Raw genomic sequence first — 14,648 nt, 5'->3', positions numbered from 1 at the left:
CGATGAACTTGCTTGATCATCGGCTGGCCGGAATCGGGGTCGCGCATGGTCAGTAGTTCGGTTATCACTTCCTGGCGGACCTGCTCGTAAGCCGCGCCAGGTTGCACCATGCCTTCTGGTTCGCGGCCGGCCACGTTGATATAGATATTACCCCCTGCCCCCAACGCATACGCCCTGGTCTGCTCCCACACGACGTTGGAGGTAAGCAGGACCGATTCAAACTCTCCCTTTACCTGGTCGAACCGCTGCGAACCGAGTCGGGTGCGCACGGTGGCGCGCCATTGGCCGGGCACGTAGCGGCGGTAGCCCAGCGCCATCTGCTTCAGCAGCCCGGTTTTAAGCTGCCGCACGCCGCTTGTTTTGTCCTGGCGGAACTGCAAAAAACCGGCATTGGCTAACCATTGGTTCAGGTTGATCATCCAGGCAAATGGCCCGGCGCCGTGGTCGGAGACGATGAAGGTGGAGAGTGGTATGGCCGAAGAAACGGCCGTTGCCGCTTCCAGCAAATGTCCCACTGCCTCATCTAACCGTTCATAAACCCGGCGAATGGTATCCCGATAATGATACTCAGGCGATCCTTCCGGCGCGTCCAGGCAGTGCCAGAATGTGTGCTGCACCTCGTCGGTCGCCATAAACACAATCATAAACAATTCCCAGGGTTCGGTTTGTAACAAATGTAGAGCAATTTTTTCGCGGTTGGCAATGCCAGTAAGCAGCTTTTGCGCGTAGTCGGCCATTGGGTCGGCGGCGCGGGAATTGTAATCTGGCAGCACAAAATAACCGGGCACGAGGCGTAAAATCTTGTCATAATAGCTGCGGGGATAAAACAATTCCGGCGTTACGGCCGGGGCAAAGGGACCACCAATTAATACGCCATTCACCGGCCGTGCCGGTGCTGTGTAGGGAATGTTGATGCCCACGACATTGCCACCTTGTTGGCCCACAAAGTCAAAAATGGAGGCGGCCTTGATGTGCGCCGCACTGGTGATCTCCAGGTTGTAGCTGTCCGGGCGGCGCGCGACAAAATCATACAGCCCGTGTTTACCCTGGTTGACGCCGGTGAGGAAAGTGGTCCAGGCGGGAGCGGTGGTGGGTTGAATGGTGGAGCGCAGTGGGCCGCTGCACCCATTTTGGATGAGGTTGGCAAGATGGGGTAAACGGCCGTCGGCCATCCACGGCTTTATCAGGTCAAACGTAGCTCCATCCAGACCAATAACCAACACACGATTTTGCACAGAGTTCATAACAACCGATTCCTTCACGAACAAGGCGGAACGCGATAAACGCGCATGGTAAAGTCCGGGTTAGACAAAAAGGAGCCATAGAGCGTTTCAACCGGGCAAAGCTGCCCCAACAACTGTTCATACGCCGGTTTTTCTGCCGGCGGCAGCCGTTGTCCGCTGTAAATTCCCTGGCTAAACACCAAGTAACTGACATCTTGTTCCAGAAACCAGTCCAGGTCGTGCTGCGAATGGCGAAACGTTCGGATAACCGGCCACACGGCCGTATCCACGTTTGGCGGAAAATAATCAACGGCAATGGTGTCACCGGTCGGCACATTTGCCGCAATCCAATCGCTCGCCGCCAGGCGCGCGTCTGGTTTTTGCAGGGTGGTAACAATCCGCAGACTGAACACAAAAGCCGGGACGAGCAGCAACAAAGAAGCCAGGAGTGGCAAGTTGGCGTGTAGGGGCACGCGCCAGTTGGCGCTTTGGTTGTCGGTTGCCAGATTGGGGGCCAACTTGCTCTGAAAATAAGCGGCGGCTGTATCTATAAACAAGGCGGCCCAGGCGGCAAAAATTGGCGCTATTGGCAGCCACATGCGCGGCTGGCGGCCTGTCTGGGTCAGGATAGCCAGGACAAAAACCAGGGCGAAGCTGTTGACAATCCAACCGCGCCGTCCCCAGCGTCTCAGGCTGAAGAAAAACCCCAGAAATCCCACCACAAAGACCGGCATCTCCCGGCTGGTGAGCAAATAATTCAGGTGCCACTGCCAGCTTGGGATAGCGAACATCTCGGCCGGCTGATTGTAAAGCCAAAATGAATAACCGGCCCACTGTAAAAACAGCGGTATATTGAGCAGCGCATAGGGGCTGGCGGCCAAAAAACCGGCGACAAAACCCAATGGCCCGCCCATTGTGCGACCGGAGAGGTACGCATCCAATGATTTGTTTTTGAGCAGCGGGACCAATAAGAGTGGGACAAGCAATGCCGCGCCATTGTATTTTGTGGAAGTTGCCAGTCCGGCGACAAAGACGGCCCCAATGTAGGCCCAGGCGGTGTCTGTGTCCCAATTGTCGTATGCCCGGACGAACAGGTACAGGGCGAACATGACCATGAAGGTGAGCAAACTATCCGGGGTGGCGTAATGGGCGTTGTCTATGAGCATGGGGGTAACGGCCGTTACCGCCGCCGCTGTTAATGCCTGCCGCTGATTCGCCAACCGTCTGGTCAACAAATAGGTTAGCAGCACAATGCCCACCCCGGCTAACGCCGACAACCAACGCGCTGCCAGAATAAACTGGGGCAGATCGTAGACCATGGGGTAGGTTCCACGCTCATAAATGGGCAATTGGGATGGGTGTTCAATGATGCCAGCGCGGGCCAGGGACAGGTAGACGATGGTGAAGACGGCCGTTAACGCATATATCTGCAAAGAACCATACTCCATCCGCTCTGGTTCCAGGTTCCCCGTTTTCAAGACGAGCAAAGCGGGCATCACCACCGCGTCTTCGTCAGGATGAAATAGATTGGGCAGGCCAAAACCCAGCGCCCACAGCCGGAGAGTGATTGCCACCACCAGAATCAACGCCAGGAGTATCTCTGACCGTCTGGCCGCCAGCCCATGTCGCAGCGAAGCCCATTTACCCATGATGAATACTTTGCAAAGCGTGGTATGTCTGGCGCCCTGTGGCGTCAATGGTGTTGCCCTGCACCCGGTTATGGGCGCTGGCAACCATATGCTCTCGCAAATCAGCGTCGGCCTGCAGGTCCAAAATCCCCTCCGCCAATGCCAGCGGATTGGCCCGCTCCACCAGATAGACATGTTCCCGATGGCCCAATTCCAGACGTATCGTCTCCGCGTCGCCAGTGATCACCGGCCGCTGCATCATCATGCCTTCCCAGATTTTATTCTGAATAGTGCAGCGCGACTGCTTCGTCGTACCAAACACACCCAGTACCACGTGTGACCGGGCGATCTCGTCCGGCAGTTCCATCTTGTCAATCCAGCCCTTAAACTGCACGTTTTCCAGTCCTAATTCCTGCGCCAATGCTTCCATGCACGGCCGTTCCTGTCCCTCGCCATAAAAATCAAACCGAATATCAGGCCGGTCTTGCAGCAGCGCGGCGGCGCGCAGCATCATCTCCACACCGTGCAGCGGGATAAACGTGCCGTAATAAATGACACGAAACATGTCGGCTGGCGGCTGCACATGAGGGCGCGGCTGGTACAGCCGATCATCCACGCCCAGCGGCACAAATTGAAAGCGCTCCGGCGACAGGCCATACTTTTGGCAATAGTAATCCCGATATTCCGGTGTGTCGGCGATGAGCATGTCCGGTAGTTTGAGGCCAATTTTTTCCAGCCAGAAGATGAGTTTGCCGGTGAACGGGCTTTGCGCGGTCAATCCCCGTTCTTCGGCGATGAGGTGCAGCGACATGAGGATGTCCAGAGCCATCGGTTTGCGCCGCCACCAGGCGAGCAGGCGGCCCAGGTATACGTCGAATTGGCCGGGATACCCTACCAGCATGATGTCGTAAGTTGGGGTGCGCCGATGGGCTTGCAGCAAACGGCCGTATGCCTTCACCACCCGCCACACAAACCGGGGGGTTTTCCAGCCACCGCCGGCCTGCGCCACCCGGTCGGCCACGCTGTGCCAGAGGGTGCTGTGGCATTCAAACACCGTCACGCCCTGCCGCCGCAAGCCCTCAATCATCACCTGATTGCGCACGTAATTGGCCCGGTACGTGCCAAAAAAGCAAACGCGCAGCGGCCATTCTTCAGACCCCACGCCATCTTCAATCATGAATCTCTCCAATGTCCTTCATTACGCCGCCGATTATAACCCGCCACCCGCTACCCGCCACCCGCCCAACCCGCTACAATATCCCTATGCAAATCCTCGTTACCGGCGCTACCGGCTTTATCGGCCGTTCCGTTATGAACAGACTAGAACGGTGCGGCTGCGACGCGCGGCCGTATCACGGCCGTATCACCGACGCCCTGGCCCTGCGCGCCGAACTCGAAGGCATCCACACCGTCATCCACCTGGCCAGCGCCGAAGGGCGCGGCCGGGCGCGCCTGCTGCAGCAGGTAGACATAGACGGAACCGAACGCCTGTTAGACCGCTGCCGCCGCGCCGACGTGCAGCGTTTTATCTACCTCAGCCGCCTCGGCGCTGTGCCCAACTCCCTTCACCCCCTGCTGGGAACCAAAGATACCGTCGAGCGCATGGTCAGAAAAAGCGGCCTCAACTACACCATCCTCCGCTCAGCCACCGCCTATGGCCCCGGCGACCGCCATTTCGAGATGATTGCCAGCCTGGTTTTGTGGAGTTGGCCCCTGGTCTGGCTGCCTGGCGGCGGCCGGCTGTGGCTCCAGCCTATCTGGGTGGAAGATGTGGCCCGCTGCCTGGTCCTGGCCCTGGACCGGCCCGATCTCAACGACAAAACCATTGCCATTGCCGGGGAAGAGCGGCTGCCTTACCGGGCGATTGTCGGCCAGATGATGGATGTGTTGGAGATTCGGCGTATTCCGCTGCCTGTGCCGCTGATTCTGCTGCGCCCCATCACCCGTTTTTTGTTTAGTTGGTGGTATTGGCCGCCGGTGAGCAACTTTTTTGTGGACCGTTTTTTTGTGCCGGAAGTGGCCGATTTCGACAGCGTTTTGCGCCAATTTGGCTACCGGCCAGCTTCCCTGGCCGAAAATCTCAACTACCTGGGCCGCCCCGGTTTGCGTTGGCGCATATTTCGCCGTTAACACGCCGCCTGGCAGGTTGTCGGAGAACTCAAAATAGGTACACGGATTGAACGGATAGAACGGATTTTCACAGCCAAATCACCAGAAAATCCGTGTAAATCCGCTAAATCCGTGTCATCCGTGTATCAATCCTTACTCTGCCGACAGGCTGCTACAACGGCCTTTACAACCCCACCGTCATGTACAAGCCAGCCAATTCAAAGCCGTGCCGGGCATAATACTCCCGCGTGCCCACAGCGCTGATGACGGCGATACGGCCGTATCCCGCCCCCCGGGACATCTCCTTCGCCTTTTCCACCAACAGCGCACCCAGCCCCATGTGCTGCGCCTCCCCCTGGCTCTCGTCGCCGATGGGCAAGGCGGGGCCGTAAACGTGGACCTCGCGGATCATCGCATGGTTCTCCAATTCTGGCAGCGGATGGGGGGTGTCCCGATTGGGTAAAGACAGACGCAGAAAACCGGCAATGCGGTCTTCCTGGCTGATAAAACTGAGGAAATGCTCCGTCGTGCCATCCGTCTCATACGTCTCAATCGTCAATCGTAAATCATCAATCGCCAATCGCTCCCGCTTCACCTCGCGGCAGCGGATGCATTGGCAGCTCAGGCCACGCCGGGCAATCTCCGCCTGGGCAAGCTGGCGCAAATTGGCCTTCTTAAAGCCCTCCACGACGTTGGTGGTGGGGATGTCGCGGATGATGCGCGTCAGGCGCGCATAGCGGGGGGTTTGCAGCTTGCACTGCACCAACACCTCTACCACTTCCTCTTCGGTGTAGGGCTGATATTCGCCGCGCTGCCAGTAGTGGTACAACTCGGCGTTTGCCAGCAGCATGGTGGGGTAGATTTTTAGCTCGTCGGGATGGAGGGCGGGGTCGGTCCAGAGACGGCCGTAATCCGCCACGTCGCTCTGCGGTGTTGCCCCCAACAAATTGGGCATCCAGTGGCCGTGAATCTTAAACCCGGCCAGGCGCAGCAAGCGAAAGGCGTCGCGGGTGGCCTGGGTATCGTGGCCGCGCCGGTTCAGCGCCAGCACCCGCTCGTCCATGCTCTGAATGCCCACCTGCACTTTGGTCACGCCCAGGGTGCGCAGCCAACGTAGTTCTTCTACGGTGATGTGGTCCTGGCGCGTTTCGACCACCAACCCGACATTACGGCGCGCGGCCGTGGCATTGATGGCCTGCGCCTCGGCCAGGGTGTCCGCTGCGACGCCGTTCATGCCATCAAAACAGCGTTTGATGAACCATTCCTGGTAGTCGCGCCGGTAGCTGGACCAGGTTCCGCCCAAAATCAGCAGTTCGATCTTGTCGGCGGGATGGCCGATTTTCTCCAAAGCGTGGATGCGCCCGGCCGTCTGGTCGTAGGGGTCGAATTTGTAGCGCTCGGCGCGCTGCGCGCCTGGCTCGTCGTGCAGATAGCTTTTGGGCATTCGCACGTCGGTGGGGCAGAAGATACATTCGCCGGGGCACGGGTACGGTTTGGTCAGCACCGTCACAACGGTAACGCCGGACTGGCTGCGCACCGGTTTGGTTTGCAAAGCGACGCGCACTTCGGGGTCGAATGTCAGGTGGCCTTGTTGGCACAACGTCTGGTAGGCTTGCAAGACCTGGCTTTTAGACAGCCAGGGCAGACCCAGGCCGATGTATTTGAGCATGGTGCGGGAGTAGGCTTTGGGCGAAGACGGCCGTTTGCCCACCAATTCCATAATCAGCGCCGCCAGCAGTTCTTCACGGCCGGCCACATCCACCGCCTCGCGTCTGGCCTGCCATTCGGCGTCGTATTCATCTATTTCCACGATGGGAACGTATGCAAACGGCTTGTGGTTGCTCATTGAAATCGGTTTAAATAAGGCTTAGAAATTCATCCGCACTCAGGTCAGCTTGCCGAATGATCGCTCGCAATGTCCCACGATCCAACTGCTGGTGATTGGGTACCACGACTTGAGCATATGGACCATCTCGACGGGGCATAATATGACTCCCACGCTGTCTTTTAAAGTAAAAGCCCGCTTTATTCAGGGCTTTTACACAATCATCACCAGAAATATTTGGTAGTTTACCCATAGATTAAACGGCTACCAGGAGGGCCTCAAGGTGATCTTCAGGTACAGGCACTCCATCTTCAACCAATACCTCAATATATAGATCAATCGCTTCGCGGATGTTGGCAATGGCTTCTTGCCGTGTTTCACCCTGGCTGATACAACCTGGCAAACTGGGACACTCGGCGATCCAAAATCCATCTTCACCAGGGTAAATGATGACTTGTCTCATAATCCACCATCTTTGCACTATAAGCCGTCGTTTCCTCTATTATACCATTCGAGCACACGATCATCGTCTTATCTCTGCCGCAGCGCTAAGGCGACAACGGCCGTCCACGGCAGCAGCTTAAACTCTCCGGCGTCCAACGCCGCCTCCACTTCCGCCCGCGAAAGCAGCAGCAGTTCCTGCTCTTCCAGGTCGTCAGCGTCTATTTCCGCCACGCGCTGCGCGTTTTGCGCCAGGTAAAAGTGGGCGTTGCCTGCGCCGCGATTGCCATCAACAGAATAGCGGCCCAGAAAGGTCCAATCTGGCGCGGCGTAGCCCGTTTCCTCCAAAAGCTCACGCTGCGCGCCCACAAAAGGGTCTTCGCCCGGCTCCAAAAAGCCACCGACCGCCGCCAGCGAAACGCCAGCAACGCTGTACTTGGTTTGCCGAAAGAAAAGAAACTGTCCGTCGCCGGTAACCGCCACCACATTGATAAAATCGGGCGTCACCACCCAGGGCCAATCGGAGATGATACGGCCGTCTGGCAGTTGTACCGTGTGTTCCTCAACTGTCAAATACTTGCTGTGCGCCAGCAGCACCTTGCGCGACACGGTTTTCCAGGGTTGCATCATCGGTCTAACCGACCTCCGCCAGCAGTTCCACCATCGTCCGCAGCGTCTCGACGTCGAAAACGGTCATGTTCAGCGTCGTCACCGGGCTGTTCAGCCAACGGCTCAGGCGTTCCTTCACCCGCGCACGCGGACCAACCAGGGCCACCTCGTCAATCAATTCGCCCGGCACTCTGGCCATGGCCGCGCCCTGGTTGCCAGACAGATACAAATCTTGAATTTCGGCTGCCGCCGCCTCATAGCCGTACCGCGCCGCCAGATCGTGGTAAAAATTCTTGCCTTTTGCCCCCATGCCGCCGATGTACAGGGCCAGAAACGGCCGTAACATGTTGTAACACACATCCAAATTATCGTTAATCACCACCGACACCGTCGGCGCGATGTCAAAATCGGCCAGCCCCTTGCCGCCGCCCGCTTTGGCAAAACCGGCCTCAATGCTTTCTTTGTAGATGGCGTCGTATTTGTCCGGCGAGAAAAAAATGGGCAGCCAGCCGTCGGCGATTTCAGCCGTCAGTTCCACGTTTTGCGGGCCGATGGCCGCCAGGTAAATAGGGATGTCTGGCTGCGCTTCCAGGGTGCTTTTAAGCGGCTTGCCCAACCCGGTGGCGTCTGCGCCACGATAGGGAATCTGGTAGATGGCCCCCTGATGGTTCAGCCGTTCTTCGCGGCGGAAAATCTGGCGCACGATTTCGACATATTCGCGGCTGCGGGCGAGCGGCCGTTTGTAGCTCACCCCGTGCCATCCTTCCACCACCTGTGGCCCGGATAGACCTAAGCCCATGAGGAAGCGGGAGCCGCTCAACTGATTCATCGTCATCGCCGTCATGGCCGCGTTGGCCGGCGTGCGCCCCGGCATCTGCATGATCGCCGTGCCCAGTTTAATCCGCTCCGTCTGCGCCCCCAACCAGGCCAGCGGCGATACCGCGTCGGAACCATATGCTTCGGCCGTCCAGACGGCATAAACGCCCAGGCGGTCCGCCTCTTGCACCAATGCCACCGGCAGTTCCACCCGCCGACCTGCATAGCCCAACATCAAACCCAGTCTCATACCCACCTCCGGGAAAATGGTCAATGGTTAATGGTCAACGAATGATACTTGGCAATTGGCAATTGGCAATGGGTGTGCTGCAAATGAGTTGAGCCGGTAGGGGCGAGACAGACGGTGGATACCTTTGCCAATCACGGCATGGTTCACTGAGCGAAACATCTGCTTTACAAATTTAGGCTGCATTGTCATTCCTTCGGCGTTGCTCAGGACAAGGTCTGAGCAACGCCGAAGGAATGACGCGATTTCTTGCCAAATTTGTAAAGCACATATCGCCTGGAATGAACCATGCCCTTTCGATCTATTGAGAATGGTATCATCGAAATACCAGAAACGTATCGAGGTCGCCAAATCCATCCTTAAAATTTCCCCCGCTGCCGTCCACATATGCTATACTCCGTGCCTGCGGGAAACCACAACAAATCCCGCGCCCAACCAACACACACCACCTACCAACCAGCAAACAAACCAATATACACACAGAAACCATGACCGATCAACAGCCCTTTGTCCATCTGCACGTCCACAGCGAGTATTCCCTGCTCGATGGCTTGAGCCGCATAGACGACCTGATCGCCCGCGCCGTGGAACTCAACCAACCGGCCATCGCCCTCACCGACCACGGGGCGATGTATGGCACAATGCCTTTCTACCGGGCGGCCAAAAGCGCTGGGATCACGCCGATCATCGGCATCGAGACTTACATCTCTATGCGCGCCATGCAAGACAAAGACCCCCAGCTAGACAAACAGCGCTTCCACATGCTGCTGCTGGCGCAAAACCAGACCGGCTACCTGAATTTGCTGCAAATTGCCAGCGCCGCGCAGTTGGAAGGCTATTACTACAAACCACGCATTGACCGCGCCTTCATGGCCCGCCACAGCGATGGCCTCATCGCCACCACCGGCTGCATGGCCGCCGAAATCCCGCGGGCCATCGGCGCGGGCAAGATGAAGCTGGCCCACGAATTAATGGGCGAATATCTGGACATCTTCGGCAAAGAACGGCTGTTCATCGAGCTGCAAGAACACCACATCCCCGAACTAACCGACATCAACAAAAAACTCATCGAAATGGCGAAACAGTTTGGCCTGGAGAAAAATTTCCTGGCGACCAACGACGTGCATTACACCCGCGCCGCCGACGCCAATCCGCACGAAGTGCTGCTGTGCATCCAAACCGGCTCCACCGTTGCCGCGCCCAAACTTTCCTTCTCTGATAAAGAGTATTACCTGAAATCGCACAGTGAAATGGCCGCGCTGTTCGGCGATGTGCCCGGCGCATTGCGCAACAGCCTGCTCATCGCGGAAATGTGCGACGTAAATCTGGACCACGAAGGCTACCATTTGCCCGAATTTACCGTCCCGGAGGGATACACAGCCGACAGCTATCTGAGCCATCTGTGCGAGAAGGGGTTGGCCTGGCGTTACGGCGCAGAGCGCGCCGCCAGCGACCCGGCGCTGCGGGCGCGATTGGAGCATGAACTAAACATCATTGGACGGATGGGTTTTGCCACTTACTTTTTGATTGTGTGGGATTTGTGCGAATGGGCCGCGCGCAGCGACGCCTGGTGGGAAATGCACGGCGATCCCTTCCCGCACAGCAGCTACCAGGAATGGAAAGACAACGACATCTGGTGGAATGTGCGCGGCTCCGGGGCGGGGTCGGTGGTGGCCTACACGTTGGGCATCACCAGTATAGACCCGCTGGTAAATGGCCTGATTTTTGAACGGTTTTTGAATCCGGGGCGCGTCTCCATGCCGGACATTGACCTGGATTATCCCGACGATGCGCGCCATTGGATGGTGGCTTATACCAAGCGGCGCTATGGCGCAGAAAAGGTGGCGCAAATCATTACCTTTGGCACGTTGGGAGCGCGGGCGGCCATCCGCGACGTGGGGCGGGCGATGGATATGCCGCTGCCAGAAGTGGACGCCATTGCCAAGTTGGTTCCAGCCATCCCCGGCAAGCCGGTGAAGATAGAAAACGTGCTGGACAAGGAGCATGAGTTTTATGCGGCTGAATTGGAGGAGCGGTATAAGGGGGAAACGGCCGTTAAAACCCTGCTCGACACCGCCCGCAACCTGGAAGGGGTCGCCCGCCACGCTTCCAGCCACGCCGCCGGCGTCATCGTCTCCGACCGGCCGCTGCACGAATACGTGCCCCTCAATCGCCCCACCAGCGGCGAAGAAGGGCTGGGCGGCGTAGACCGCGTGACCCAATGGCCGATGGAAATCGTCGAATCCATCGGCCTGCTCAAAGTAGACTTCCTCGGCCTCAGCACCCTCACCGTCATGCGCCGCGCCGCGCGCCTCATCGAGGAGCGCTATGGCACGGTCTACACCATGGACAACATCCCCTACGATGTGGGCCAGGTAGGGCCAGACCCGACAAAAAAGCCGGAGGTTTTGTTCGACATTCTTAGTCAGGGGCAGGTTGCCGGCATCTTCCAGGTGGAAGGGGCAGGCATGAAGCGGCTGATGATGGAGATGAAGCCGCACCGCTTCGACCACATCATCGCCGCCATTTCCCTCTACCGACCAGGGCCGATGGAAAACATCCCCACCTACATCAGCCGGATGCACGGACAAGAAACCGTGCAATTTCACCATCCCAGCCTGGAACCTATTTTGGGCGATACGTATGGCATCTGCGTCAGCGGCGATGCGTTGGTGCTAGACGCCATCACCGGCCAACGTTGCCGGTTGGATGAAGTCTGTGACAGCCCGGGTTTTATGATTCAAGGGGTGGATGAGGCCTGGCGGCCGGCCGTGGGGCGCGTGGTGCGGTGGATTGATAACGGCCGTAAACCCACCTACCGCGTCCTCTTACGCAACGGCCTGGAGATTAAAGTCACCGCCGATCACCAACTGCTGACCGAAGCTGGCTGGCAGCCTTTGTACGATTTGCAGGTCGGCGACTACATCGGCACGCCGCCCCACCTGATCGGCCCCGAACCGGAGCAGGCTCTGGCTGTTGAACGCGAAAAACTGCGTGTTTTGGCCTATTTGCTGGCCGATGGCAGCCTGGCGAGCATGGCCGCCGCTGATTTTGTCTCCAAAGAAGACGCCCTGTTGCAAGAATATCAGCGTTGTTTGGGCGTGTTTGAAGGGCTACGGCCGTCGTTCACTCCACAGGTGCGTGGCGTCACGCGCATTGGCGTAGCCAAAGACGCAGAAAAAGCGGACGTCCACTATCACACGCCCAACGCTTTGCTGGCCTGGTTGCGTGAATTGGGCTTAAAACATCCACCCGGCAGCGCGCCCGGTGGTCTCCGCAGCCACGAAAAATTCGTCCCGTCCTTTGTTTTTGCGCTGGACAACGAGGATGTAGCCTTCTTTTTGGCCTCTCTGTGGGATTGTGATGGCTACATTGGCCGCAAACTGTGCCACTACAAGACCATCTCTCGCCAATTGGCGACCGATGTGCAAACCCTCCTCCTTCGTCTGGGCATTCGCGCTACCATTTACACCGCCGATTACCACACGGATGGCGGGGCATCCCGGCGCAGCTATCAGGTGACGATCTACGACACAGCGCGGCTGTTGAATCAGTTGCAGCCGCACATGGCTTCGGCGAAGCGAGAACGGATCAGCACCGGGCGCGACCATTGGACCATTGCTCGCGCCCCGTTCATCGCTGAAATTGACCAGACGACGACGCTCTCGCGCCGCGCCTTGATGGCCGAATATGGCCTCAGTCGGCAGCATTTCACGCCCACGGGACGGCAGCGCGAGCGTATTGCCGCCCATGTCGTGGAACCGATTGCGGCGACCCTCCCCCTGCCGCAAACGGCGCGTCGTCTCCACGTGGTCTGGGAAGAGATTGTCGTCATCGAACCGGCCGGTGAGGAACACGTCTATGATTTGACGGTTGAAGGACTGCGTAGCTTCGTCGCCAACAATATCATCGTCCACAACTGCGTCTACCAGGAGCAAATCATCCAAATGGCTTCGCAGTTGGCGGGCTACGAGCCGGGCGAAGCGGACATGATCCGCAAGGCGGTAGCGAAAAAGAAAAAGAAGCTGATGGAGGAGCATCAGATTCAGTTCACCAATGGGGCGATGGCGCGGGGCCTGAGCCAGGCGGTGTGCGACGCGATCTGGGGCGACATTGAGTTCTTTGCTCGTTATGGTTTTAACAAAGCCCACGCCGCCGACTACGCCAAAGTAACCTGCCAGACGGCGTTTCTGAAGGCGCATTATCCGGTGGAGTATCTGACGGCCATGCTCTCGGTGGAACGGGACAATACCGACAAAGTGCGCCGTTATTTCGCCGAGGCCAAAAACCTGGGCATAGACGTGGCCCCACCGGACATCAACAAATCGGGGTTGGATTTTACGATTGAGGATGATGGGCAACGGCCGTTAATCCGTTTCGGTCTTGGCGCCATTAAAAACGCCGGGGCAGCCGCCATGAATGTGATGTTGGCGGAACGGGAGGCAAACGGCCGTTACACCAGCCTGCAAGACCTCTGCGACCGGGTAGACATGCGCCGCGTGGGCAAACGGGCGCTGGAATATGCCATCAAGGCCCACGTCTTCGACGCCTGGGGCACGCCATCGCAAATGATGGACGCCCTGGACCGCCTTGTCAACTACAGCGGCGGCTCACACGCCGCCGCCGCGCAAGGGCAGATGAGCTTGTTTGGCGGCTTAACCGGTGGTCCGGCGCTGCAAATGGCCGTAGATTTGCTGCACCCGGCGGATAATATTGAAAAAGTAGACCACAAGGTACTATTGGAATGGGAGAAAGAAGCATTGGGCGTACACGTATCAGAACATCCGTTGGAACGGCCGTTGGCCCAACTCCAGCCGCTCACCAATACCACCATCGGCGACATCCAGGCCAGCGACAACGGCAAACAGGTTAAAATCGCCGGGATGATCAGCAGCCTGCGCACTCTGACAACCAAAAAGGGCGAGCCAATGGCCTTTGGCGCGCTGGAAGACCTGGACCACAAAATCGAAGTTGTTTTCTTCCCGCGCACCTGGAAGGAGTACCGCCAACTGGTGGCCGTAGACCAGGTGATGCTGGTCTGGGGCAAGGTGCAGTTAAAAGGCGACGAAGTCAATGTGATTGTAGACCGGGTGCAGACGAAGGTGGAGAATGGCGCGCCGACAGAGGAAACTTTGCCGCAGAATGGACGCGGAAATAGAAACGGCCGTCTCCATGAAACCCCATCCCCGTACATCCCCCCCCCGCCACCCACCGACTACCCCGAAGACAGCTACCCGGACGATGATTCCAGCTACGCCGGCCCGCCGCCCCCGCCCAACTTCGATGAAGACAGCCCGGCGCGGCCTAACAATCAACGGCTGACGGTAAGCAGTGAGCGGACAGCGGTTGAGGCTGCGGCCGTTCACCAGCCAACCAATCAACCAACCCAACCAACCAGCCCGACGCCTGCCCACCACACACCACCCCCCGCCCCGCTCATCTTTGGCGACAAAAAGGCCAGCCAGGTCGCCAACAATATCAAAACCATTGTGGTAGAGATTAAACCGGTGGGGAACTGGAAAGAGGTATGCCGCACGGCCGTTGCGGAAGCCGCCAAATATGAAGGCCACGACGGCCTGAGTCTGGAACTAACCGGGCATGGCTGGGCCATAGACTTCCCCAACCAACAAACCCGCATCTGCCAGGACCTCATCAGCGCCCTGCGTCGTCTGCCCGGCATCGCCAACGTCAAAGCGGTCTGATGGATGACAAGGCGGCGGATAACGGCTGACGCCTTCCCCCACCTCAGG

11 protein-coding genes are annotated in these 14,648 nt (G+C 58.1%); 2 read left to right on the top strand and 9 right to left on the bottom strand.

Annotated features, from left to right (window positions below):
* The 3 genes from IPM39_25435 to IPM39_25425 form a co-directional block, all read right to left on the bottom strand.
* Positions 1 to 1,244, bottom strand: a 1,244-nt coding sequence (locus tag IPM39_25435; protein ID MBK8989364.1) for an alkaline phosphatase family protein, incomplete at its 3' end; no start/stop codon positions are given.
* A gap of 14 nt (positions 1,245 to 1,258) precedes the next feature.
* Positions 1,259 to 2,872: a glycosyltransferase family 39 protein gene (locus tag IPM39_25430; protein MBK8989363.1), complete on the bottom strand. Its 1,614-nt coding sequence runs from the start codon at positions 2,870 to 2,872 to the stop codon at positions 1,259 to 1,261.
* Positions 2,865 to 4,028, bottom strand: a complete 1,164-nt coding sequence (locus IPM39_25425; protein ID MBK8989362.1) for a glycosyltransferase — start codon at positions 4,026 to 4,028, stop codon at positions 2,865 to 2,867. Before IPM39_25425 ends, IPM39_25430 begins: the two co-directional genes overlap by 8 nt.
* Positions 4,029 to 4,039: 11 nt before the next feature.
* Here IPM39_25425 and IPM39_25420 point away from each other — a divergent pair, with 11 nt between their 5' ends.
* The gene (locus tag IPM39_25420) at positions 4,040 to 4,981 is read left to right on the top strand and encodes an NAD-dependent epimerase/dehydratase family protein (GenBank protein MBK8989361.1); all 942 of its coding nucleotides are present in this window, start codon (positions 4,040 to 4,042) and stop codon (positions 4,979 to 4,981) included.
* A 163-nt stretch (positions 4,982 to 5,144) separates the two neighbouring features.
* Here IPM39_25420 and IPM39_25415 read toward each other — a convergent pair whose 3' ends face one another.
* From IPM39_25415 to IPM39_25390, 6 genes are all read right to left on the bottom strand, one after another.
* On the bottom strand, positions 5,145 to 6,806 hold the full coding sequence (locus IPM39_25415; protein ID MBK8989360.1) for a tRNA uridine(34) 5-carboxymethylaminomethyl modification radical SAM/GNAT enzyme Elp3: 1,662 nt from the start codon (positions 6,804 to 6,806) through the stop codon (positions 5,145 to 5,147).
* Between the two features lie 10 nt (positions 6,807 to 6,816).
* Complete coding sequence (locus IPM39_25410) at positions 6,817 to 7,038, bottom strand: type II toxin-antitoxin system HicA family toxin (GenBank protein ID MBK8989359.1); 222 nt, start codon at positions 7,036 to 7,038, stop codon at positions 6,817 to 6,819.
* 3 nt (positions 7,039 to 7,041) lie between these two features.
* Entirely contained in the window at positions 7,042 to 7,248 is a 207-nt protein-coding gene (locus IPM39_25405) for a type II toxin-antitoxin system HicB family antitoxin (protein MBK8989358.1), read from the bottom strand.
* A 68-nt stretch (positions 7,249 to 7,316) separates the two neighbouring features.
* Positions 7,317 to 7,853 carry an NUDIX hydrolase gene (locus IPM39_25400; GenBank protein MBK8989357.1) on the bottom strand — a complete coding sequence of 179 codons (537 nt, stop codon included), beginning with the start codon at positions 7,851 to 7,853 and terminating at the stop codon, positions 7,317 to 7,319.
* 7 nt (positions 7,854 to 7,860) lie between these two features.
* The gene (locus IPM39_25395) at positions 7,861 to 8,901 is read right to left on the bottom strand and encodes an LLM class F420-dependent oxidoreductase (GenBank protein ID MBK8989356.1); all 1,041 of its coding nucleotides are present in this window, start codon (positions 8,899 to 8,901) and stop codon (positions 7,861 to 7,863) included.
* Positions 8,902 to 8,928: 27 nt separating this feature from the next.
* Entirely contained in the window at positions 8,929 to 9,285 is a 357-nt protein-coding gene (locus IPM39_25390) for a hypothetical protein (GenBank protein ID MBK8989355.1), read from the bottom strand.
* 101 nt (positions 9,286 to 9,386) lie between these two features.
* Between IPM39_25390 and IPM39_25385 the strand changes: the two genes are divergently transcribed.
* Positions 9,387 to 14,600: a PHP domain-containing protein gene (locus IPM39_25385; GenBank protein ID MBK8989354.1), complete on the top strand. Its 5,214-nt coding sequence runs from the start codon at positions 9,387 to 9,389 to the stop codon at positions 14,598 to 14,600.
* Positions 14,601 to 14,648 lie beyond the last annotated feature (48 nt).

Origin of the sequence: Candidatus Leptovillus gracilis (assembly GCA_016716065.1) — a bacterium.
GTDB lineage: Bacteria > Chloroflexota > Anaerolineae > Promineifilales > Promineifilaceae > Leptovillus > Leptovillus gracilis.
This window is presented reverse-complemented; position numbering and strand designations above follow the sequence as displayed.

What these genes read in the sequence shown, in the direction of transcription:
- IPM39_25395 (MBK8989356.1), bottom strand. Translation starts at nt 8,901, where the DNA reads ATGAGACTGGGTTTGATGTTGGGCTATGCAGGTCGGCGGGTGGAACTG.
- IPM39_25385 (MBK8989354.1), top strand. Translation starts at nt 9,387, where the DNA reads ATGACCGATCAACAGCCCTTTGTCCATCTGCACGTCCACAGCGAGTAT.
- IPM39_25400 (MBK8989357.1), bottom strand. Translation starts at nt 7,853, where the DNA reads ATGCAACCCTGGAAAACCGTGTCGCGCAAGGTGCTGCTGGCGCACAGC.
- IPM39_25410 (MBK8989359.1), bottom strand. Translation starts at nt 7,038, where the DNA reads ATGGGTAAACTACCAAATATTTCTGGTGATGATTGTGTAAAAGCCCTG.
- IPM39_25420 (MBK8989361.1), top strand. Translation starts at nt 4,040, where the DNA reads ATGTCCTTCATTACGCCGCCGATTATAACCCGCCACCCGCTACCCGCC.
- IPM39_25390 (MBK8989355.1), bottom strand. Translation starts at nt 9,285, where the DNA reads ATGTGGACGGCAGCGGGGGAAATTTTAAGGATGGATTTGGCGACCTCG.
- IPM39_25425 (MBK8989362.1), bottom strand. Translation starts at nt 4,028, where the DNA reads ATGATTGAAGATGGCGTGGGGTCTGAAGAATGGCCGCTGCGCGTTTGC.
- IPM39_25405 (MBK8989358.1), bottom strand. Translation starts at nt 7,248, where the DNA reads ATGAGACAAGTCATCATTTACCCTGGTGAAGATGGATTTTGGATCGCC.
- IPM39_25415 (MBK8989360.1), bottom strand. Translation starts at nt 6,806, where the DNA reads ATGAGCAACCACAAGCCGTTTGCATACGTTCCCATCGTGGAAATAGAT.
- IPM39_25430 (MBK8989363.1), bottom strand. Translation starts at nt 2,872, where the DNA reads ATGGGTAAATGGGCTTCGCTGCGACATGGGCTGGCGGCCAGACGGTCA.